At 74.2% G+C, this 20,888-nt stretch carries 20 protein-coding genes and 1 pseudogene; 12 read left to right on the top strand and 9 right to left on the bottom strand.

The features are described from left to right. Together DKT69_RS17955 and DKT69_RS17960 are read right to left on the bottom strand one after the other, a co-directional pair. The coding region (locus DKT69_RS17955; RefSeq protein ID WP_148668971.1) for a helix-turn-helix domain-containing protein at window positions 1-640 on the bottom strand (640 nt) is incomplete at its 3' end. Further along, entirely contained in the window at window positions 637-1,212 is a 576-nt protein-coding gene (locus DKT69_RS17960) for an IS607 family transposase (RefSeq protein ID WP_109802689.1), read from the bottom strand. The genes DKT69_RS17955 and DKT69_RS17960, both read right to left, overlap by 4 nt. 67 nt (window positions 1,213-1,279) lie before the next feature. On the opposite strand from DKT69_RS17960, the gene DKT69_RS17965 reads away from it, so the two are divergent. Next, a complete protein-coding gene (locus DKT69_RS17965; RefSeq protein ID WP_255420205.1) occupies window positions 1,280-1,762 on the top strand; it encodes a low temperature requirement protein A in 483 nt (160 codons plus the stop codon). 64 nt (window positions 1,763-1,826) lie between these two features. Here DKT69_RS17965 and DKT69_RS17970 read toward each other — a convergent pair whose 3' ends face one another. From DKT69_RS17970 to DKT69_RS17980, 3 genes are all read right to left on the bottom strand, one after another. Beyond that, entirely contained in the window at window positions 1,827-3,653 is a 1,827-nt protein-coding gene (locus tag DKT69_RS17970; RefSeq protein WP_109802691.1) for an AMP-dependent synthetase/ligase, read from the bottom strand. Between the two features lie 143 nt (window positions 3,654-3,796). Next, window positions 3,797-4,747, bottom strand: coding sequence for a terpene synthase family protein (locus DKT69_RS17975; RefSeq protein ID WP_109802692.1), 951 nt, complete (start codon window positions 4,745-4,747; stop codon window positions 3,797-3,799). 125 nt (window positions 4,748-4,872) lie between these two features. Then, complete coding sequence (locus DKT69_RS17980; RefSeq protein WP_109802693.1) at window positions 4,873-5,502, bottom strand: TIGR03085 family metal-binding protein; 630 nt, start codon at window positions 5,500-5,502, stop codon at window positions 4,873-4,875. 216 nt (window positions 5,503-5,718) lie between these two features. On the opposite strand from DKT69_RS17980, the gene DKT69_RS17985 reads away from it, so the two are divergent. Further along, entirely contained in the window at window positions 5,719-7,596 is a 1,878-nt protein-coding gene (locus DKT69_RS17985; RefSeq protein ID WP_109802694.1) for an ABC transporter ATP-binding protein, read from the top strand. Then, window positions 7,593-9,380 carry an ABC transporter ATP-binding protein gene (locus tag DKT69_RS17990; RefSeq protein WP_109802695.1) on the top strand — a complete coding sequence of 596 codons (1,788 nt, stop codon included), beginning with the start codon at window positions 7,593-7,595 and terminating at the stop codon, window positions 9,378-9,380. Before DKT69_RS17985 ends, DKT69_RS17990 begins: the two co-directional genes overlap by 4 nt. A 56-nt stretch (window positions 9,381-9,436) precedes the next feature. Here DKT69_RS17990 and DKT69_RS17995 read toward each other — a convergent pair whose 3' ends face one another. From DKT69_RS17995 to DKT69_RS18005, 3 genes are read right to left on the bottom strand one after another with little or no spacing between them, the layout of a single operon-like run. Then, window positions 9,437-10,045 (bottom strand): TetR/AcrR family transcriptional regulator, encoded by a 609-nt coding sequence (locus DKT69_RS17995; RefSeq protein ID WP_109802703.1) that lies wholly within the window; start codon window positions 10,043-10,045, stop codon window positions 9,437-9,439. After that, complete coding sequence (locus DKT69_RS18000) at window positions 10,045-10,800, bottom strand: ABC transporter permease (protein ID WP_109802696.1); 756 nt, start codon at window positions 10,798-10,800, stop codon at window positions 10,045-10,047. The genes DKT69_RS17995 and DKT69_RS18000 overlap by 1 nt, the downstream gene beginning before the upstream one ends. Further along, window positions 10,797-11,540, bottom strand: coding sequence for an ABC transporter ATP-binding protein (locus tag DKT69_RS18005; protein ID WP_109802697.1), 744 nt, complete (start codon window positions 11,538-11,540; stop codon window positions 10,797-10,799). Before DKT69_RS18005 ends, DKT69_RS18000 begins: the two co-directional genes overlap by 4 nt. 103 nt (window positions 11,541-11,643) lie before the next feature. Between DKT69_RS18005 and DKT69_RS18010 the strand changes: the two genes are divergently transcribed. From DKT69_RS18010 to DKT69_RS18035, 6 genes and pseudogenes are all read left to right on the top strand, one after another. Then, window positions 11,644-12,033, top strand: coding sequence for a MerR family transcriptional regulator (locus DKT69_RS18010; protein ID WP_109802704.1), 390 nt, complete (start codon window positions 11,644-11,646; stop codon window positions 12,031-12,033). After that, complete coding sequence (locus DKT69_RS18015) at window positions 12,030-13,034, top strand: aldo/keto reductase (RefSeq protein ID WP_109802698.1); 1,005 nt, start codon at window positions 12,030-12,032, stop codon at window positions 13,032-13,034. The genes DKT69_RS18010 and DKT69_RS18015 overlap by 4 nt, the downstream gene beginning before the upstream one ends. Window positions 13,035-13,193: 159 nt before the next feature. Beyond that, window positions 13,194-13,919: pseudogene (locus tag DKT69_RS39900) on the top strand (hypothetical protein); the annotation flags it as partial. A gap of 207 nt (window positions 13,920-14,126) precedes the next feature. After that, window positions 14,127-14,561, top strand: coding sequence for a phosphoribosyl-AMP cyclohydrolase (gene hisI / locus DKT69_RS39905; protein ID WP_109802705.1), 435 nt, complete (start codon window positions 14,127-14,129; stop codon window positions 14,559-14,561). Beyond that, the gene (locus DKT69_RS18030; protein WP_109802699.1) at window positions 14,558-16,111 is read left to right on the top strand and encodes an anthranilate synthase component I; all 1,554 of its coding nucleotides are present in this window, start codon (window positions 14,558-14,560) and stop codon (window positions 16,109-16,111) included. The genes hisI and DKT69_RS18030 overlap by 4 nt, the downstream gene beginning before the upstream one ends. Beyond that, on the top strand, window positions 16,108-16,719 hold the full coding sequence (locus DKT69_RS18035; RefSeq protein ID WP_109802700.1) for a Trp biosynthesis-associated membrane protein: 612 nt from the start codon (window positions 16,108-16,110) through the stop codon (window positions 16,717-16,719). Before DKT69_RS18030 ends, DKT69_RS18035 begins: the two co-directional genes overlap by 4 nt. Here the strand turns inward: DKT69_RS18035 and DKT69_RS18040 are convergent. Beyond that, window positions 16,712-16,987 carry a hypothetical protein gene (locus tag DKT69_RS18040; RefSeq protein WP_109802706.1) on the bottom strand — a complete coding sequence of 92 codons (276 nt, stop codon included), beginning with the start codon at window positions 16,985-16,987 and terminating at the stop codon, window positions 16,712-16,714. The genes DKT69_RS18035 and DKT69_RS18040 overlap by 8 nt on opposite strands. Window positions 16,988-17,476: 489 nt before the next feature. Here DKT69_RS18040 and trpC point away from each other — a divergent pair, with 489 nt between their 5' ends. From trpC to trpA, 3 genes are read left to right on the top strand one after another with little or no spacing between them, the layout of a single operon-like run. Continuing rightward, window positions 17,477-18,280 (top strand): indole-3-glycerol phosphate synthase TrpC, encoded by an 804-nt coding sequence (trpC, locus tag DKT69_RS18045; protein ID WP_201749721.1) that lies wholly within the window; start codon window positions 17,477-17,479, stop codon window positions 18,278-18,280. Window positions 18,281-18,318: 38 nt separating this feature from the next. Next, entirely contained in the window at window positions 18,319-19,563 is a 1,245-nt protein-coding gene (trpB, locus tag DKT69_RS18050) for a tryptophan synthase subunit beta (RefSeq protein ID WP_109802702.1), read from the top strand. A gap of 3 nt (window positions 19,564-19,566) precedes the next feature. Beyond that, entirely contained in the window at window positions 19,567-20,370 is an 804-nt protein-coding gene (gene trpA, locus DKT69_RS18055; RefSeq protein ID WP_109802707.1) for a tryptophan synthase subunit alpha, read from the top strand. The last annotated feature ends 518 nt before the right edge of the window (window positions 20,371-20,888 follow it).

Consider the following 20,888-nt stretch of genomic DNA (forward strand, 5'->3'; position numbering starts at 1 on the left):
CGTGCGCCGGGCGTTCGATGGTCCGCTTGACCGCGACCTGGAACGAGCAGAACCAGCGCCCGGCGGTCTCGGTGACGGTCGCGGACAGGATCTTCGCGGTGCCCGCCTCGACCCGGCGGGCCAGCTTACGGGTCGACTCGTGAGTCCGGATCCGGCCCAGCCGGGGCAGCACCACGTGCCGCCGGTCGGCGTCGACCCGGATCGCCCCGGTGGTGAACCGCACGGACCGGGCCGCGGCCTTGCCTTTGAACCGGGGCCAGCCCATCTTGCGGCCCCTACGCCTGCCGCTGCGTGACGCCGCCCAGTTGGCCAGCGCCCGGGCCAGGGCGTCCAGGCCGGTGTTGAACGCCTCCTTCGAACATTCCTGCCACCACGGCGCCACCCACTGTTTGATGTGGTTCCAGGTGCGCCGCAGGTCCGGCAGCGACCAGCCCTGCCACGGCGTCAGGTCCGCCTCGGCGACCCCGTAGGACGCCTCCGCCAGGCGTTGGGCCTTGACCGCGCGCAGCCGGCCGAGCATGTGGTTGAACGCGAATCGGGCGGCGCCGGCGTGCCGGCGCAGGTTGTGCTCGTCGGCCGGGTCCAGGCAGAACTTGTACGCCTGCACGGTCCAGCCCGCGGGGGCCTCGTACCGCTTCACCCGGTATCACCCGAGGTGGCGGCGGCCACCGCTCGCTCGGCCCAATTCGCCGCCGCCCGGCGGCCGTACAGCCGGGCGCACAGCGAGGTCAGGATCTCGGTCACGTCGCGGACCAGGTCGTCGTCCACCCCGGCCGGGTCGACCACGAGCAGCCGACGGCCCTGGGCGGTCAGCGCGGCCTCGACGTACTCGGCGCCGAACCGGGCGAACCGGTCCCGGTGCTCCACCACGATCGCGGTCACCGCCGGATCACGCAACAGCGCGAGGAACTCCTTGCCGCGGCCGTCCAACGCCGAGCCGACCTCGGTGACGACCCGCGCCACCTGAAGGTTCTGCCCGGTCGCCCATGCCGTAACCCGGGCCACCTGCCGGTCCAGGTCGGCGCGCTGGTCGGCCGAACAGACCCGGGCGTACACCACCACCGTCTCGACCGGAGCCGCATCGGTGGGCTGCTCCACCAGGATCAGGCCACCGACCCGGCGAGCGGGCACGGGCAGCTTGCCCTCCCGAAACCAGCGATACGCCGTTACCGGATGGACCCCTTCCCGCTTCGCCCACTCTTTCAAGTTCACAGTTACACACTATCGCATACCGTCAAGGCAACGGTTGTGAGCCCTGTCCTTCGCGCTCGAGCAGACGCTGCACCACACCCGGGAACCGGTCCCGCGCGCCCGGCTGGCCCGGGACGTCTACACCTACCTGCACCTGCCGATGGTCGCCAGGATCATCTTCTTCGCCCTCGGCCTCAAGGACCTGCTCGCGGAGGCGGCGGAGCCGGACACGCCGCCCTGGGGGGTGCCGCTGGGCGGCTTCTGGATCACCGTCCTGTACGGCGGGGTCGGCCTCTACCTGCTCAGCCTCGCGGCGTGCGCGCTGCGGGCGCTGCGGACCGTGCACTGGCCGCTGCTGGCGGCGGTGGCGGTGCTCGCCCTGGTCGCCCCGGTGGCCGCCCGGCTGCCGGAGCTGGTGGCGCTGGGGCTGCTCGCGGCCCTCTGCGTGGCCGCGATGGTCGCCGAGACGCTGAGCGAGAACGGGCGGCGGCGGCAGATCCGCCGGCTCGCGCTGGAGGAGCAGATCGCCGCCGAGGTGGAGCAGAGCCGGTGGCGGCGGCAGCACCTCTGACCGCCGACGAACCGGCGGCCGTGCCCCGGGACAAAGGGGCGCGGCCGCCGGCCGGTACGGGCGGTCAGAGCTCGGCGAGCGTCCCGGCATACATCTTGTCGATCTCGGCGGCGAAGTTGCTCTCCACGCCCCGGCGCTTGATCTTCAGCGACGGGGTGATCTCGCCGTGCTCGATCGTCAGGTCGCGGGGGAGGATGGCCACCTTCTTGATCGTCTCCCAGCGGTTGAGCTTGGCGTTCAGTTCGGCCACGTACCCGTCGACCATCGCCTGGGCCTCCGGGGAGGCGACGATCTCCGCGTACTCCCTGCCCTCCAGCGGGCCGCCGGCCGCCCAGCCCTTGATCGCGTCCGGGTCGAGGGTGACCAGCATGGTGCAGTAGTTGCGGGCCTGCCCGATGACCACGGCCTGCGAGGTGTACGGGCAGATCGCCTTGAACATGCCCTCGATGTGCGAGGGCGCGATGTACTTGCCGCCGGAGGTCTTGACCAGGTCCTTCTTCCGGTCGGTGATCCGCAGGTAGCCGTCGTCGTCCAGGCTGCCGATGTCGCCGGTACGGAAGAAGCCGTCCTCGGTGAACGCCGCGACGGTCTCCTCGGGGAGGTTGTGGTAGCCGCGCATCACCGGCGTGCCGCGCACCAGGATCTCGCCGTCGGTGTCGATCCGGCATTCCAGGTCGCCCATCGCCCGGCCGACGGTGCCGATCCGCAGCCCGTCCGGCGGGTTGACGAAGTTGCCGGCGCTGGTCTCGGTGAGGCCGTACCCCTCGGAGATGGGCAGGTTGGCGGCGGCGAAGAAGGTGGCGATCTCCCGGCTCAGCGGCGCCGCGCCGGAGACGAGCACCCGCATCCGGCCGCCGAGCCGGGCCTGGAGCTTGCTGAACACCAGCTTCTCGGCCAGCGCGTACTTCAGCTTCAGCCCCGCCGGGACCGGCTTGCCGGCCTGCTCCAGGGCGACCTTCTCCTTGCCGGTACGCACGCCCCAGGCGAAGATCTTCGCCTTCGCGCCGCCGGCGTCCTGAGCCGTGGTGACCGCCTTGTTGTAGACCTTCTCGAAGACCCGGGGCGCGCCGCACATCAGCGTCGGCTTGACCACGGCGAGCAGGTCGACCAGCTTGTCCACCCGGCCGTCGACATAGGTCGGCAGGCCGACGTGGGTGGCGCCGCAGAGCAGGGTCTTGCCGAACGAATGGGACAGCGGTAGCCAGAGGTACTGCAGGTCGTCGTCGCGGAGCAGCCCCATCTCGGCCTGCGCCACGCCCTCCCAGCACCAACCGCCGTGCAGCAGCTCGACCCCCTTGGGCCGCCCGGTGGTGCCCGAGGTGTAGATCAGGGTGGCCAGGTTCTCCGGGCCGATGCCGGCGACCAGCATGTCGATCAGGTCCGGCTCGGCCTCGAGGGCCCGCTCCCCCCGCTCCTCCAGCTCGGCGAGGGTGAGCTGGGGGACGGCGACGGCCGGGTCGGGGGCGCCGTCGAAGAGCACCACGTGGGTCAGCGCCGGCAGCTCGGCCCCGGCGATCTTCGCGGCCTGGGCGGGGTTCTCGGCGAAGAGCACCCGGGATCCGGAGTCGGCGATGATGTAGGTCGCGTCCTCGGGCTCGGTGGTCGGGTAGACGGTGGTGGTCGCGCCGCCCGCGCACATGATGGCGAAGTCGGCGATCACCCAGTCCAGCCGGGTGTTGGCCAGGATCGCCACTGGATCCTCCAGGCCGACGCCGAGGCCGTGCAGCCCGGCGGCGACCGCCTTGGCGCGCCGGCCGACCTGCTCCCAGCTCAGCCAGACCGGGCCCGAGTCGTCGGGGCCGGGGTGGGCGAACGCGTGGCGGTCGGGGGTCGCCGCCACGCGCTTGAGGAACATATCGGGAATGGAACGGTACGGTACATCGAGAGCCATCGCTGTAGCCGCCTTCAGAGGGTGGAGAGGCGTGACGGGGGTCACGCCATTCTGCGGTTACCGAAGAGTATTGCCTGCACCGGGGCAGCGGCTAGCCCTCCCGTTCCGCAGGGGCCGGGCGTCCCGGGACGTGGAACGCCCGGTCAGGCGTACCGGGACACGGCGACCGACCAGTCGTAGGTGGCCCGGATCCAGTTCCGGCGGGTCAGCAGGAAGGCCCGCACCGACTCGTCCCCGGCACCCGTCAGCGTGGCCTCCAGTTCGGCGTACGCGGCCAGGCCCTCGTTGAACCGGGCGGCCGCCGCCCGCAGCGCCGCCTCCTCGCCCTGCCCGGTCTCCCCGGCGATCGTGGTCACCAGGTTGTGCACGTCCGGCGCGGTGCTCAGCTCCTTGCCGTAGGAGAACAGGTCGTTGCACCAGCAGACCAGGTCCGCGGCGAGGGCGTCCAGCGCCGTCAGCGCCGGGTCGGCCCACCGGGCCGCGCCGGGCAGCTCGTCGTACGCCAGGTCGGTGACGGTGAAGCTGGGTCGGACCCCGCCGGTGTGCCGGCGCATCTGCACGTACTCGGCGACCCCGGGCACCCGGCGGTGCTCCCGGTTCGCCGCCTCCCAGAGCAGCGCCAGCAGGTACTCCCGGAGCTGGCTGATCAGCCGCAGCAGGAGCGTCGGCCGGTGCCGGGCGCGGACCCGCCGGCAGAGATCGTCCAGGCCGACGCCGAGCGGTCCGGCCGCCACCGGCCGGGTCGCCGCCCGGTCGCCGTGCCCGTCCAGCACCGCCAACAGCTCCGCCACCGTGGGCGCGAGCCGGGTGGGGCTGGCCCCCAGCCCGTCCTCGTCGCAGGCGTCGTCCATCACGAACAACCAGGAGATCAGGTCGGTCAGCAACCGCAACCGGTCCACCGGCGCGTCCGGGCAGGCCCGGCCGGCCAGCTCCGCCGCACCGGCCCCGCGCAACCGGCGCAGCCCGGCCTCCGTGGCCACCAGGCCGAGGTCGCGCGCCCAGCCGGTGCTCTCCCCGGCGACCAGTTCGACGGCGGCGTGCCGGCGTGCCGGGAAGGGAGGTTCGCGCAGTGCCGAGATCGCGAAGCTCCGCATCCGTGCCCCCTGCCCGCCGCCCGCGGGCGGGGCGGCGGGCAGCAGCCTACGGGAGCAGGAATCGGCCCGGATCGCTGGGTCGCGGGTCCGCTCACATTGTTCCGTGACCGTTTCCGCACACTCGGTCAGAAGCCCAGGCTGGCCCGTCGCAGCCGGTCCGCCGGGGCGGCCGGCCCGTCGATCTGCACCCGGGACACCCGCTGCCGGCCGGACAGGAACAGCGCCAGCTCTCCCGGCGCGCCCACCAACCGCAGGCGCTCCCCGCCCCGGCCGACGGTGAACTCGCCGAACCCGGGCGCCTGGACGAACAGGTCGGCGGGGAACCGGCGCAACGCCAGCCGGGCCAGCACGGCGGTCCGCTTCCAGAGCACCGCCGACAGCCCGGCCGGCAGGTCCCGGGGCAGCCAGCCCGGGCGGGCCCGCCGCACGTCCTCGTGGTGGATGAAGAACTCCATGGTGTTGACCAGCTCGTCGGTGAGCGGGTTGCTCAGCGGGCTCCAGGCCGGCGGGCGGCGAACCCGCGCCACCAGCTCCGGGTACGGGCGCGCGGCGACCCGCCGGCGGACCGCCTCGGCGTACCGGCGCAGCGGCGGCAGCAGGATGCCCGCGGCGGCGTCCGGCCGGCGCTCCCGGACGATCAGGTGCGCGGCGAGGTCCCGGGTGTGCCACCCCTCGTTGATCGTCGGCGCGTCCGGTCCCAGGTCCAGCAGCAGATCGGCGAGCGCCTCGCGCTCCGATCGGGCGTACTGCGGCATGGCCCGATCGTAGGGTCGCGGCGCCGTTTCGGCGCGCCCGGCGCGACGGTGCGCCGTTGCGGCCGGCCCGACGGGCACCCCCGCGCGGCGCCGACCGCCCTGGTCGGCGCGCCGCCGCCGGGGAAGTGACGCTGGACATATGCCGTCCGGGTCGGCGGAGCTGGCACCGACCGGTAAGGATGAGGGAGATAATTGCGGCTTACGGCGGGGGAGAGCGTGGCGAGCGGGACAAGTCGGGACGTCCTCGGCCGGGGGCTACGGGTCCTCGGCCGGGCCATCCGGGAGCAGCCGCGGATCTTCGCGGTCGCCGTGACCGGGAGCGTGCTCTTCGGCCTCATGGTGATCGCCAGCGCGTTCGTGGTCGGCCGGGTGGTCGGTGACGTGGTGGTGCCGGCCATCGCCCGGGGCTCGGTCGGCACCGGGGTGCTGGCGCTGGCTGCCGCGTCGCTGTTCGGGATCAGCGTGCTGCGGGTGGTGGGCATCTTCGGCCGCCGGCTCGGCGCCGGTTACATGCAGTACCGCCTCCAGGCCGCGTACCGCCGCCGGGTCACCCGGCGCTACCTGGACCTGCCGCTGTCCTGGCACCACCGCAACGCCACCGGCACGCTGCTGTCCAACGCCAACTCGGACGTCGAGGCGGCCTGGTACCCGATCGCGCCGCTGCCCTTCGCGGTGGGCACCGTGGTGATGCTGGTCGGCGCGATCGTCTCGCTCTTCCTCACCGACTGGGCGCTCGCCCTGGTCGGCCTCGCCGTCTTCCCCGCGCTCTTCGCGCTCAACGTGGTCTACTCCCGGCGGATGGCGCCCCGTCAGGCCCGGGCCCAGCGGCTGCGCGCCGAGGTGAGCGGCATCGCCCACGAGAGCTTCGACGGCGCCCTGGTGGTCAAGACGATGGGCCGGGAGGCCGAGGAGACGGCGCGCTTCGCGTCCCGCGCCGGCGAGCTGCGCGACGCGCTGATCTCCGTCGGCCGGCTGCGCGGTGTCTTCGACCCGATGCTGGAGACCCTGCCCAGCCTCGGCACCCTCGCCGTGCTGGTGGTCGGCGCGGTCCGGCTGCGGGCCGGCGCGATCAGCGTCGCCGAGCTGGTCAGCGTCGCCTTCCTGTTCACCGTGCTGGCCTTCCCGGTCCGGGCCATCGGCTGGGTGCTGGCCGAGCTGCCGCGCAGCGTCGCCGGCTGGGACCGGGTGCGCCGGGTGCTCGACGCCACCGGCGAGATGCCGTACGGCGACACCGTCCTCGACCCGGCCGCTCCGACGCCGGCCACGCTCGCCTTCCACGACGTGCACTTCGGCTACGAGCCGGCCGAGGCGCACCTGCCCGGCGCCGAGGTGCTCGGCGAGGTGACCTTCACCGTGCCGGCCGGGAAGACGGTGGCCCTGGTCGGGCCGACCGGCGCCGGCAAGTCGACCATCGCCTCCCTCGCGGTCCGGCTGGTCGACCCGCGCGCCGGCGCCGTCACCCTGGACGGCGTCGACCTCCGCGACCTCACCGCCGCCTCGCTCGCCTCGACGGTGGCCCTGGTCGCCCAGGTGCCGTTCGTCTTCGACGACACGGTCCGAGCCAACATCGCCCTGGACCGCCCGGGCATCGGCGACGACGAGGTGTGGGCGGCGCTGCGGCTGGCCGAGGCCGACGGGTTCGTCGCCGCCCTGCCCGACGGGCTGGACACCATGGTCGGCGAGCGGGGCACCTCGCTCTCCGGCGGCCAGCGGCAGCGGCTCACCCTGGCCCGCGCGCTGGCCGGCCGGCCCCGCTTGCTGGTGCTCGACGACGCCACCAGCGCCGTCGACCCGCGGGTCGAGGCGGCCATCCTGGCCGGCCTGCGCGCGCCCACCGACGGCGGGGGCGCGGCCGCGTCGATCCTGGTGGTCGCGTACCGGCGGGCCACCATCGCCCTCGCCGACGAGGTGATCTACCTGGAACAGGGGCGGGTCCTGGCCCGGGGCACCCACACCGAGCTGCTGGCCACCGTCCCCGGCTACGCCGACCTGGTCACCGCGTACGAGCAGGCGGAGCATGATCGTGAGCAGCCCCGGACGTACGACGAGGTCACGCCGTTGACCTCCGGCCTGGAAGTCGAGGTTGACCGGTGAGCGCGACTGTTGAGGCGGAGCGGCCGGCGGAGCGCACCGAGTCGACCTGGCGGACGCTGCGGCGGGGGCTCGCGCTCTCCCCGGAGCTGAAGACCGGGCTGGCCGGCACCGTGGTGCTGGCGCTGGTCTACATGGTCGGGCGGGTGGCCGTCCCGGTCGCCGTCCAGCGCGGCATCGACCACGGCATCGTGGGCGGCCTGGACCTCGGCGTGGTGTGGCGGGTGGTCGCGATCACCGCGGCCGTCCTGGTGATCACCACCAGCTGCGGCTACCTGATGATGCGGCGGCTCTTCACGGTCAGCGAGACCGCCCTGGCCGGGGTGCGGACCCGGGCGTTCCGGCACGTGCACGACCTGTCCATGCTGCACCAGCAGTCGGAGCGGCGGGGTTCGCTGGTGTCCCGGGTGACCAGCGACGTCGACCAGATCACCACGTTCCTCCAGTGGGGCGGGGTGATCCTGATCGTCAACCTCGGTCAGCTGGTGGTCACCACGATCGTCATGCTGGCGTACTCCTGGCAGCTCACCCTGGTGGTGCTCGCCGCGTTCGCCCCGGCGGTGCTGGTGATCCGGCTGTTGCAGCGCCGCCTCGCGGGCGCGTACGGCCTGGTCCGGCAGCGGACGGGCACGCTGCTCGGCACCATCGCGGAGAGCGTGGTGGGCGCTCCGGTGATCCGGGCGTACGGCATCGCCGGGCGGACGGCCCGGCGGCTGGACGCGGCGATCGAGGGGCAGCGGCAGGCCCAGCAGCGGGCCATCCGGATCAGCATCGTGGGCAGCTCGGTGGGGGAGCTGGCGGCCGGCCTGGCGCTGGCCGGCGTGGTCGTCGTCGGGGTCACCCTGGGCGTCGACCGCACCCTGTCGATCGGTCAGCTGACCGCGTTCCTGTTCCTGGTGACGCTCTTCATCCAGCCCGTGCAGATCGCCACCGAGGTGCTCAACGAGGCGCAGAACGCGATCGCCGGCTGGCGCCGGGTGCTGGACGTGCTGGACGTCGCCCCGGACGTGGCCGACCCGGGCGCGCAGGGGCGGGAGTTGCCGCCCGGACCGCTGGACATCCGCTTCGCCGGGGTGACCTTCGCCTACCCGGGCGGCCCGCCCGTGCTGCACGACGTCCGCCTGGAGATCCCGGCGAAGAGCCGGGTGGCCGTGGTCGGCGAGACCGGCAGCGGCAAGACCACGTTCGCCAAGCTGCTCACCCGGCTGATGGACCCGACCGCCGGCGAGGTGCTGCTCTCCGGGGTGCCGCTGCGCCAGGTCCGGTTCGACTCGCTGCGCTCCCGGGTGGTGATGGTGCCGCAGGACGGCTTCCTCTTCGACGCCACCGTCGGGGAGAACGTCCGTTTCGCCCGGCCCGAGCTGACCGACGAGCAGCTCACCGTGGCCTTCACCGAGCTGGGCCTGGCCGACTGGCTGGACGGCCTGCCGGCGGGGCTGGACACCCCGGTCGGCGAGCGCGGCGAGGCGCTCAGCGTGGGGGAGCGGCAGCTCGTCGCGCTCGCCCGGGCGTACGTCGCCGACCCCGACCTGCTGGTGCTGGACGAGGCGACCAGCGCGGTCGACCCGGCCACCGAGGTACGCCTTCAGCGGACCCTGGACGCGGTCACCCGCGGCCGGACCACGCTGGCCATCGCGCACCGGCTCTCCACCGCGCAGGCCGCCGACGAGGTGATCGTGGTGGACCGGGGCCGGATCGTGCAGCGCGGCCCGCACGACGAGCTGGTCAGGGATCCCGAGTCGGTCTACGCGCTGCTCTACGCCTCCTGGCTGGAGCAGACCCGCTAGTTCCTCGGCGGCCGTCCCTCGGCGGGCGGCCGTCCGCGGCGCTGCCGGCAGCCCGCTCAGCCGGCCAGGTCGCCGGTGATGTCGCCGGTGAGGTAGCGCTGCACGGTCGGGCCGATCGCCGCGACCAGGGTCTCCGGGTCGGCGGAGGCGACCGGCTCCAGCCGGATCACGTACCGCATCATGGCCAGACCGATGACCTGCGTCGCCACGAGCGAGCCGCGCAGCGGCAGCTCGGCCGGGTCCAGGTCGAGGTGGTCGAGGACCCGCCGCAGCACCTGGGTGACCAGGAACTCGCGCATCAGCCGGGCGGTCCACTCGTTGCTGACCGCCGAGCGGAGCAGCGCGACCGCGGCCGCGCCGACCGGCGAGTCCCAGACGCCGAGGAAGGCGCGGACCAGCCGCTCGCCCGCCCCGTCCGGCCCGGCGCCGAGTACGGTCGGGAGCAGCTGCGCCGGGTCGATCGGGATGTCGACGGTGGCCCGGAAGAGGTCCTCCTTGGTGCCGAAGTAGTGGTGCACCAGGGCCGGGTCCACCCCGGCGGCGGTGGCGATGCCCCGGATCGAGGCGGCGTCGAAGCCGCGCTCGGCGAAGGCCGACCGGGCGGCCGCGAGGATCGCCTCCCGGGTGTCCGGGTTGCCGGGCCGCCGGCCGGTCCGGCGGGCCATCACCCGCTGCGCCTGCGGAGGGTGGCCGCCGCGAGCACCAGCGCCCCCACCGCCGCACCGGACACGATCGCCAGGTCCCGCCACATCGTGCCGGTCGGGTCGACGTGCCGCCCGACCTCCTGCAGGGCCTCCACCGAGTACGACAGGGGCAGCACGTCGCTGACCGCCTGGAGCCAGCCGGCCATCTCGCCGCGGGGCACGAACAGCCCGCAGAGCAGCAGCTGCGGCACCGCCACGACGGGCAGGAACTGCACCGCCTGGAACTCGGTGCGGGCGAAGGCGCTGCAGAACAGGCCCAGGGCCACCGCCAGCACGGCGTTGACGGCCGAGATCAGCACCACCAGCCCGATGCTGCCGGCCGTGTCCAGGTCGAACACCCAGTACGCGACCGCCGAGGCGATGGTCGCCTGGACCGCGCCGGCGAGCCCGAACGCGAGGCCGTAGCCGAAGAGCAGGTCGAGCTTGCTCAGCGGGGTGGTGAGCAGCCGCTCCAGGGTGCCGGTGGTGCGCTCCCGCAACATGGCGATGCTGGTCACCAGGAACATGATGATGAACGGGAAGAAGCCGAGCATGATCAGCGCCACCCGGTCGAAGACGGCGGGCTGTCCCGGCGGGGTCGGCTGGTCGACGTACATGAAGTAGACCAGGGTGAGCAGCACGGTGGGCAGCACCACCAGCAGGGCGAGGGTGCGCCGGTCGTGCCTGAGCTGGCGCAGGATGCGGCCGGTGGTCGCGGCCAGGATCCGGAGGTTCATGCCCGTTCCCGTCCGGCGGGCTCCCGGCCCGCCTCGTTCGCCCTGATCAGTCGCAGGAAGGCTTGTTCCAGGTCGTCGACGCCGGTGGCGGCGCGGACGGCGTCCGGGGTGTCGTCGGCGATCAGCCGGCCCTCCCGGACGAGCAGCAGCCGGTCGCAGCGGGCCGCCTCGTCCATCACGTGGCTCGACACCAGCAGCGTCGTCCCGGCCGCGGCCATCTCGTGGAACCGGGCCCACAGGTCGGCCCGGAGCACCGGGTCCTGGCCGACGGTCGGCTCGTCGAGGATGACCAGCTCCGGATCGCCGACCAGGGCGCAGGCCAGCGAGGCGCGGCTGCGCTGACCGCCGGAGAGGGTGCCGACGAGCTGACCGCCGGCGTCCGCCAGCCCGACGTCGGCGACGGCCCGGTCGGCCTCGGCGTGACCCCGGCCGTGCAGGACGGCGAAGTAGCGCGCGTTCTCCCGCACCGTGAGGTCGGCGTAGACGCTCGGCGCCTGGGTCAGGTAGCCGACCCGGCGGCGCAGCTCCGCCGCCCCGGCCGGCCGGCCGAGCACGGTGACCGTGCCCGACGTGACGGTCTGCACCCCGACCACGGCCCGCATCAGCGTGGTCTTGCCGCTGCCGCTCGGCCCGAGCAGCCCGGTGACCGTGCCGCGGGGCACCGTGCAGCTGATGCTCTGCAGCACCCGCCGCCGGCCCCGGTCGACGACCAGGTCACGGACCACCACCGCGTCCTCCATCGCCCGCCTCCAAACTCATCATCCGTTGAAATCAACGCTAGGTGAATTAACTCCGCCGCGCAACGGTTGACTTCGAGTGCACTCCAACTGGAAGCCTTGGGTCGTGGACATCAGCACACGCGAGATGAGCCTCACCGTCGGTGAGGCGGCGGAACGGGTCGGCCTGAGCACCTACACGCTGCGCTGGTACGAGCAGGAGGGGCTGGTCGCCCCGGTCGGACGGGATTCCGCCGGCCGGCGGCGCTACACCGAGAGCGACGTCAACTGGTTGTTCCTGCTCACCCGGCTGCGCCGGACCGGCATGCCGGTCCGGGACATGCGCCGGTACGCCGAGCTGGCCCGACAGGGCGACCGGACGCTCGGCGCCCGGCGGGCGCTCTTCGAGGCGCACCGGGCCCGGGTGCTGGCCCGGATGGCCGAACTGGAGGAGGACCTGAAGGTGCTCGACTACAAGATCGACGCGTACCGCAGGGCGGAGGAGGAGAGCGCATGATCCGGCGACGAGTGGGCGCGACCGGTCCCGAGGTCTCGGCGATCGGTCTGGGCTGCATGGGGATGAGCTTCGCGTACGGCCCGGGCGACGACGCCGAGTCGACGCGGACCCTGCACCGGGCCCTCGACCTCGGCGTCAACCACCTCGACACCGCCGACATGTACGGCTTCGGCGCGAACGAGCGGCTGCTCGCCCCGGTGCTGCGGGCCCGCCGGGACGAGGTCTTCCTGGCCACCAAGTTCGGCAACCGCACCACCGGCGACAGCTTCGGTGGCACCGGCACCCCGGGCGCCTTCGTGGACAGCAGCGCCGCCTGGACCCGGGAGGCCTGCGACGCCTCGCTGAGCCGGCTCGGGGTGGACACCATCGACCTGTACTACCTGCACCGGCGCAATCCCGAGACGCCGATCGAGGAAACCGTCGGCGCGCTGGCCGACCTCGTGGCGGCCGGCAAGGTCCGGCTGATCGGGCTCTCCGAGGTCAGCCCCGCGACGCTGCGCGCCGCGCACGCGGTGCACCCGATCTCCGCGGTGCAGATGGAGTACTCGCTGTTCAGCCGGGACGTCGAGGGCGAGATGCTGGCCACCTGCCGGGAGCTGGGCGTGTCGCTGGTGGCGTACTCGCCGGTGGGGCGGGGGCTGCTCACCGGGGCGATCACCGGTCGCGACCAGCTCGCCGAGAACGACTGGCGGGCCGGGGCGCCCCGGTTCGCCGAGGAAAACCTCGACGCCAATCTGCGGCTGGTCGACGAGGTCCGGGCGGTCGCCGCCGAGCTCGGTCGCACCCCCGCCCAGGTGGCGCTGGCCTGGCTGCTCGCCCAGGGCGCGGACGTGCTGCCCATCCCCGGCACCAAGCGGGTGCGCTACCTCGAGGAGAACGCCGCCGCCGCCGACGTCGAGCTCAGCGCCGCCCAGTCGGCCCGGCTCGCCGAGGCGTTGCCGCCCGGCGCGGCGGCCGGCGAAAGGTACCCCGAGGCAGCAATGAGATTCGTCGGACACTGACCCCGGAACGGACAGGGCGTCCGCCATCGGTCATTGCGCCGAAGATCGGGCGTCCGGCACGATGACCAGGTGGGTCCCGCTCCGTTGCCCGAGACCGGTTTCCTCGACGACTGGGCCGCCCGCCTGCGGCAGGTCGCCGACCGTCCCGTCGTCGGCATCATGCTGCGCGGCAGTCACGCCCGGCGGGGCGCCACCGAGCACAGCGACGTGGACCTCGACGTCCTCGTCGCCGCCGCCGACCAACCCAGCGCCGACGACGAACCCGCCGCCGACGACCGACCCACCGCCGATGACCGTTCCGCCGCCCCGAGTCCCGGGGCGGCGCGCCGGCCGGTGACCCCGGGCGGCCGCGCGGTCGCCGCCGCTGCGCCGGCCGCCCGGCCGGGTGTCGGCCCGTACGCCGCCCGCCGCGCCTTCCTCGCCGAATTCGAGGGCCGGCTGGTGCACGTCTCGGTGGCCGCCCGGGACGTCCGCTCCTGGGTGCACCGGCTCAACGAGCCGGCCGACTGGGCGTTCGGCCTGCCGGTCACCGCGCCGGCCCGGCTGCTCTGGGCGGTGCCGGAGTGGCGGCGCCGGATCGACCTGCCGGTGCTCTGCCAGCCGGCCGACGAGCCCCGGTTCGAGGAGCTGATCGCCACCCTGGGCAAGGTCGCCGGGGCCCGCCAGGCCGACGACCCGTTCGGCGTCCGGCTGGCCGCCGCCGACCTGGCCCGGCTCTGCCCGTCCGTGCTCCGGCTGGCCAACCCCTCGGTCCGGGTGGCCTCCCGCCGGGGCGCCCTCGCCGCAGTGCTCGACCTGCCGGTCGCCCCGCCCGGCTACCGCGACGACATGCTGCGCTGCCTCGGGCTGCGGCCCGCCTCCGTCGGGGAGGTGAGCGTCGCCGCCGGTCGGCTGGTGACCGGGATCGTGCCGCTGGTCCGCCCGTACGCCGAGGAGATCGCCGCGGTGTCCGGCGCGGACCTGGCGGACGCCCTGCTGGACGGCCGGCTGGACCGCTACCTGGCCCAGCTGACCCGGGCCGTCGCGCCCGCCGTGCCCGGCCATCGGGACGCGGCGGCGGTCCCGGCGCCGCGTGCGGGACAATGGGTCACTGTGCCCGCCTCTGACGCGCCGCTGACCGGCGCACCCGCCACCGCCGGCGAACCCGCGGCCCCCGGCCCGGTCCGCCCGTCCCGGCTCGACCCGGCCATCGCCGCCCGGCTGCGCCGCACCCCCGACGGCCTGGTGGCCGCCGTGGTGCGCCAGCACGACACGGGCGAGGTGCTGATGGTCGCCTGGATGGACGACGAGGCGCTGCACCGCACCCTCACCAGCGGCCGGGCCACCTACTGGTCGCGCAGCCGCCAGGAGTACTGGGTCAAGGGCGCCACCTCCGGCCACCACCAGCACGTCCGCTCGGTCGCCCTGGACTGCGACGGCGACGCCCTGCTGGTGAGCGTCGACCAGGTCGGCGCGGCCTGCCACACCGGGCACCGGACCTGCTTCTTCACCGAGCTGCCGGTGACCTCCCCGGAGGCGACCTCATGACCGACGGCGCGGTCAGCCCGGACCAGGCGACCTTCACCGACCTGGCGGCCCGCTGGCGGGTCGTCCCGGTCACCCGGCGGCTGCTCGCCGACGCGGAGACCCCGGTCGGGGTCTACCGCAAGCTCGCCGGCGGCCCCGGCACCTTCCTGCTCGAGTCGGCCGAGCAGGGCGTCGGCTCGGCCGGTATGGCCTGGTCCCGGTACTCGTTCATCGGCGTCCGCAGCAGCGCCACGCTGACCGAACGCGGCGGCGCCGCGGTCTGGACCGGCGACCCGCCCGCCGGCCTGCCCGTCGACGGCGACCCGGTCCGGGTGCTGCGCGAGACCGTCGCGGCCCTCGGCGGACCGGCCTGGGACCCGGCCAGCGACATGCCGCCGCTGACCGGCGGCATGGTGGGCTATCTCGGGTACGACCTGGTCCGCCGCTTCGAACGGCTGCCCGAGTTGACCGAGGACGACCTCGGCGTGCCCGAGCTGGGCATGATGCTCGCCACCGACCTGGTGGTGCTCGACCACTACGACGGCTCGGCGATCCTGGTCGCCAACGCGATCCTGCCCCCGCCGGACGCGCCGGACCGGGCGCCCCAGGTCGCGGCGGCGTACCACCACGCCGTGGGCCGGCTCGACGCGATGACCACCGCGCTGTCCCGACCGATTCCGCCCATGATCTCGACCGTCGACCGGCCGCCCGCCGGCGAGGTGGTCAGCCGCACCCCCGACGGCGGGTACCCGAAGGCGGTGGAGGCCGCCAAGGAGGCGATCCGGGCCGGCGAGTGCTTCCAGATCGTGCTCGCCCAGCGGTTCGAGCGCGATACGCACGCCGACCCGCTCGACGTCTACCGGGTGCTGCGCACCACCAACCCCAGCCCGTACATGTACCTGCTGCGTTTCGACGGCTTCGACATCGTCGGCTCCTCGCCGGAGGCGCACCTGAAGGTCAGCACCGGCGCGGACGGCCGGCGGCGGGCGCTGCTGCACCCGATCGCCGGCACCCGGCCGCGCGGCGGCTCCCCGGAGGCCGACGCCCGGCTCGCCGCCGAGCTGCTCGCCGACCCGAAGGAACGCTCCGAGCACGTGATGCTGGTCGACCTGGGCCGCAACGACCTCGGCCGGGTCTGCCGGCCCGGCACGGTCGAGGTGCCGGAGTTCGCCACCATCGAGCGGTACAGCCATGTCATGCACATCGTCTCCACCGTGGTGGGGGAGCTGCGGGAGGACCGGACGGCCTTCGACGCGCTGGCCGCGACCTTCCCGGCCGGCACCCTCTCCGGGGCGCCGAAGGTGCGGGCCATGGAGATCATCGAGGAGCTGGAGCCGGTCCGGCGGGGCCTCTACGGCGGCACGGTCGGCTACTTCGGCTTCGGCGGCGACCTGGACATGGCGATCGCCATCCGCACCGCGCTGATCCGCGACGGGCGGGCCTACGTGCAGGCCGGGGCGGGCGTGGTGGCCGATTCCGATCCCGCCGCCGAGGACCAGGAGACCCGAAACAAGGCCGCCGCGGTGCTCGCCGCGATCGCCGCCGCCGAGACCCTCCGGCCGGCCCGATGAGCGCCGCGCCGGAACCCGCCGCCACCCAGCGGTCGGCCACCGCCGCCGAGGCGGGCCGGCCGGTCGCGCTGCGGCGCCGGGAGCTGACGTACGCGGTGCTGCTCTGCCTGGCGGGGGCCGGCCTGGCCTGCTGGGCGGCGACCCGGACCTGGTCGGTCGAGCTGACCTCCCGCGGGTCGCTGCCGCCGTCGCGGCACGCCCGCACCGGCACCGACCTGCTGCCCTGGCTCTCCGCGCTGGCGCTGGTCGCGCTGGCCGGCGGTGGCGCGGTGCTCGCCACCCGGGGCCGGGTCCGGCGCCTGCTGGGCGGCCTGCTGACCCTGCTCGGCCTGGCCGTGGCGGCCGGCGGCGGGTACGGCCTGACAGCAGCCTTCGCCGGTGGGGTCAGCCGGCAGTGGCCGGCGCTCTGCCTGGTCGGCGGGCTGGTCGCCGCGGCCGGCGGCCTGGTCACCGCGCTGCGCGGCGGCGACTGGCCGGCGATGGGGGCCCGCTACGAGCGGCCGGTCCGCGCGGCGGAGCAGCCGGCGACGGACGGCCCGGCGGTCGGGCGGGGCACCCGGGACGCCTGGGACGCGCTCGACCGGGGTGAGGACCCGACGGTCAGCTGACCGACTGCGGGTGGCGCACCTCGCGCCGGTCCCGGGCGGCGGCCCGGGCCGCGGTCAGCTCGGCGACCAGACGGTCCAACTCCCTGCGCTGCTCGGCGCGGGCCCGGTCGGCGCAGACCGCCTCCCAGGCGTTGCCCCGTGCGGTCCGCATCCGACCGTCGCCCACCATGGCCCGTTCGAGGGTGTGCACGACGCCGACGGCCAGCGAGGCGACGGTCCGGGAGATGGTGGTCAGTCCGATGGTCTGGTTCGGTCCGTTGGTGCTCATGGTCACCCCGTACGAGATCGTTGGCGACGGTTGGCGGACGCCTCATCGAGTCTGCCCGAGAAGAATGCTGCCCGGCTCACGTTTCGCACCCGTGACGCCCAGGTCAACTGTGCCGTGGGCGGTACGACCTGGGCAGGGCCGTTCGTCCTTGAGCTTGGTCACAGCATCGACCGGTATCGTCGTCCTGCGTCCCGGGGCCGGCCGTGGTGAGATGGAGCATGGGCGGTGATCGATGGGGAGGTCGACGAGGGCCGACGGGCGGCGATGACGCCGGTCGATGGGCGCGGTGGCGCACCGTGACATTCCGTTCACCGGAAGTCCGGCATCATGCCACAGCCCATCTCGTGACCAGCGCCATACCCCCGGCGCTCGGGGCCAGGTGGCGCCCCCTAGCATCGGCCCATGACACCCGGAGAGGGGAGTCCGTTGGTGACTGCTGAGCATGCGCACGCGGAGGGGGACGAGGCCGGTCCGGCGGCGTCCGTAAGCGTGCTCGACGAGATCCTGGCCGGCGTCCGCGAGGACGTGGCCCGACGGCAGGAGCAGGTTCCGCTGGAGCGGATCCGGGAGCTGGCCGCCGCCGCGCCGCCGCCGCTGGACGCGTACGCGGCCCTGCGCCGGCCCGGGGTGGCCGTGATCGCCGAGGTGAAGCGCTCGTCGCCGTCCCAGGGGCGGCTGGCTGAGATCGCCGACCCGGCCGACCTGGCCGGCGAGTACGCCGCCGGCGGCGCCCGGGCGATCAGCGTGCTGACCGAGGGCCGCTGGTTCGGCGGGTCGCTCGACGACCTGGCCGCCGTCCGGGCCGCGGTGCAGGTCCCGGTGCTTCGCAAGGACTTCGTGGTCTCCAGCTACCAGGTGCACGAGGCGCGGGCCCACGGCGCCGACCTGGTGCTGCTGATCGTCGCGGCGCTGGAGCAGAACGCGCTCGTCGGGCTGCTGGAGCGGATCGAGTCGCTCGGGATGTCCGCGCTGGTCGAGGTGCACAACGAGGAGGAGGCCGACCGGGCCCTGGAGGCCGGTGCACAGGTGATCGGGGTCAACGCCCGTGACCTGCGTACCCTGGAGGTCGACCGCTCGGTGTTCGAGCGGATCGCGCCCGGCCTGCCCAGCAGGGTCGTCAAGATCGCCGAGTCCGGCGTGCGCGGCCCGCACGACCTCATCCGGTACGCCTCGGCGGGCGCCGACGCGGTCCTGGTCGGCGAGGGCCTGGTCACCAAGAAGAGCCCCCGCGAGGCGGTCGCCGAGCTGGTCAATGCCGGCAACCACCCGGCCACGCCCCGCCCGGTGCGCTGACCAGCGCCGGGGAGACTCCGCAGCGAGAGGACACCGCGATGAGCGCCAACGCCAACGCCAACGCGTCCGCCCCGGCCGGCCGGGTCCCCGACGCCGCCGGCCACTTCGGTCGGTTCGGCGGCCGGTTCGTCCCGGAGGCGCTGGTCGCGGCCCTGGACGAGCTGGACGCGGCGTACCGCAAGGCGATGACCGACGAGGCGTTCCTCGCCGAGTTCGACGCCCTGCTGCGCGACTACGCCGGCACCCCGTCGCTGCTCTACTCCGCCGAGCGGTTCTCGGCGAAGGCGGGCGCGCGGATCCTGCTCAAGCGGGAGGACCTCAACCACACCGGCGCGCACAAGGTGCGCAACGTGCTCGGCCAGGCCCTGCTCACCAAGCGGATGGGCAAGAAGCGGGTGATCGCGGAGACCGGCGCCGGGCAGCACGGCGTCGCCACCGCCACCGCCGCCGCCCTGTTCGACCTCGAGTGCGTGGTCTACATGGGCGAGGTCGACACCCGGCGGCAGGCGCTCAACGTGGCCCGGATGCGGATGCTCGGCGCCACCGTCGTCCCGGTCACCACCGGCTCGCGGACCCTGAAGGACGCGATGAACGAGGCGATGCGGGACTGGGTCGCCAACGTCGACGACACCCACTACCTGATCGGCACGGCCGCCGGCCCGCATCCGTTCCCCGAGATGGTCCGGGACTTCGTCCGGGGCATCGGCGAGGAGGCCCGGCAGCAGTGCCTGGACCTGACCGGCGCGCTGCCCGACGCGGTCGCGGCCTGCGTCGGCGGCGGTTCCAACGCGCTCGGCATCTTCCACGCGTTCGTGCCCGACACCGACGTCCGGCTGTACGGCTTCGAGGCCGGCGGCGAGGGCGTGGAGACCGGCCGGCACGCGGCCAGCATCACCGGCGGCACGTCCGGGGTGCTGCACGGCACCCGCACGTACGTGCTCCAGAACGAAGACGGCCAGACCATCGAGTCGCACTCGATCTCGGCCGGCCTGGACTACCCGGGAGTCGGCCCCGAGCACGCCTGGCTGCACGACAGCGGCCGGGCCACCTACGCGCCGGTGACCGACACCGAGGCGATGGCCGCGTTCGAGCTGCTCTGCCGGACCGAGGGGATCATCCCGGCGATCGAGAGCGCGCACGCGTTGGCCGGCGCGCTGAAGATCGCCCCGACGCTCGCCGCCGAGCTGGGCCGGGAGCCGGTCATCGTGGTCAATCTCTCTGGCCGGGGCGACAAGGACGTGCACACCGCCGGCGAGTACTTCGGCATCCTCGACAAGGAGTAAATGATGAGCCGGATCGGGGTGGCCTTCGACAAGGCCCGCGCCGACGGGCGGGCCGTGCTGGTCGGCTGCATGCCGGCCGGGTTCCCGACCGTCGAGGGCAGCATCGCCGCGATGACCGCGATGGTCGAGGCGGGCGTGGACGTCATCGAGATGGAGATCCCGTACTCCGACCCCGTGATGGACGGCCCGGTGATCCAGAAGGCCAGCGACATCGCCCTGGCCAGCGGCGTCCGCACCGCGGACACGCTGCGCATCGTCGAGGCGGTCGCGGCCACCGGCGCCCCGGTGGTCACCATGACCTACTGGAACCCGATCGAGCAGTACGGCGTGGACGCCTTCGCCCGTGACCTCGCCGCCGCCGGCGGCACCGGCCTGATCACCCCGGACCTCATCCCGGACGAGGCCGACGAGTGGCTGGCCGCCTCCGACGCGTACGGCCTGGACCGCACGTTTCTGGTCTCCCCGTCCTCCACCGACGCGCGGCTGAAGATGACCGCCGAGCACTGCCGGGGCTTCGTCTACGCCACCGCGATCATGGGCGTGACCGGCGCCCGCGCCGAGACCTCCGACGCCGCGCCGATCCTGGTCTCCCGAACGCGCGAGGTCACCGACCTGCCGGTGGGCGTGGGGCTGGGCGTGGGCACGGGCGCGCAGGCCGGCACGGTCGCCGGGTACGCCGACGGCGTCATCGTGGGCAGCGCCCTGATCCGCTGCCTGCTCGACGCGCCGGACCAGGCCACCGGCCTGGCCGCCCTGCGTGCGCTCAGCGCCGAGCTGGCCGAGGGCGTCCGCACCCCGATCCGCTGACCCCTGCCGGCCAGGCCGGGCATCCGACGGCCGGCTGGGCATCCGACGGCCGGCCGGGCATCCGACGGCAGGCCGGGCGTGCGGCCCCACCGGTGCGGCGGCAGGTCCCACGTGTCACGCCGTGCCGGCGGCGGTACCGCTGACGGACGCTACGAAGCTGATGTCGCACATGACTCAGCCCCGCCGGGCGCCCTGCCACGGGCGCATCGAGCCGTCGCGCGGCGCGCGCCTCGAACGCGGGGCCCGCGTGTGTCGGCAAAGAGTGGCTTCCCGACGCGCTGAGGCCGCTCTTCACGGCAAGGCGTGCGGATCTTGACGGGACGACGGGGCGCGGCCGGCCGTGAATCGTCTGCGACATCAGCTTCGTAGCGGGCACCAGGCAGAGTCGACGGCCACGGCCACGGCCACGGCCAGAGCCACGGCCACGGCGGCGATGGCGATGGGGCGGCGGCGATGGCGATAGGGCGGCAGCGGCGGCGATGGGGCGGCGGCGACGACGGCGGTGGCGATGGCCGATA

This window comes from Micromonospora sicca (assembly GCF_003172935.1).
GTDB lineage: Bacteria > Actinomycetota > Actinomycetes > Mycobacteriales > Micromonosporaceae > Micromonospora > Micromonospora sicca.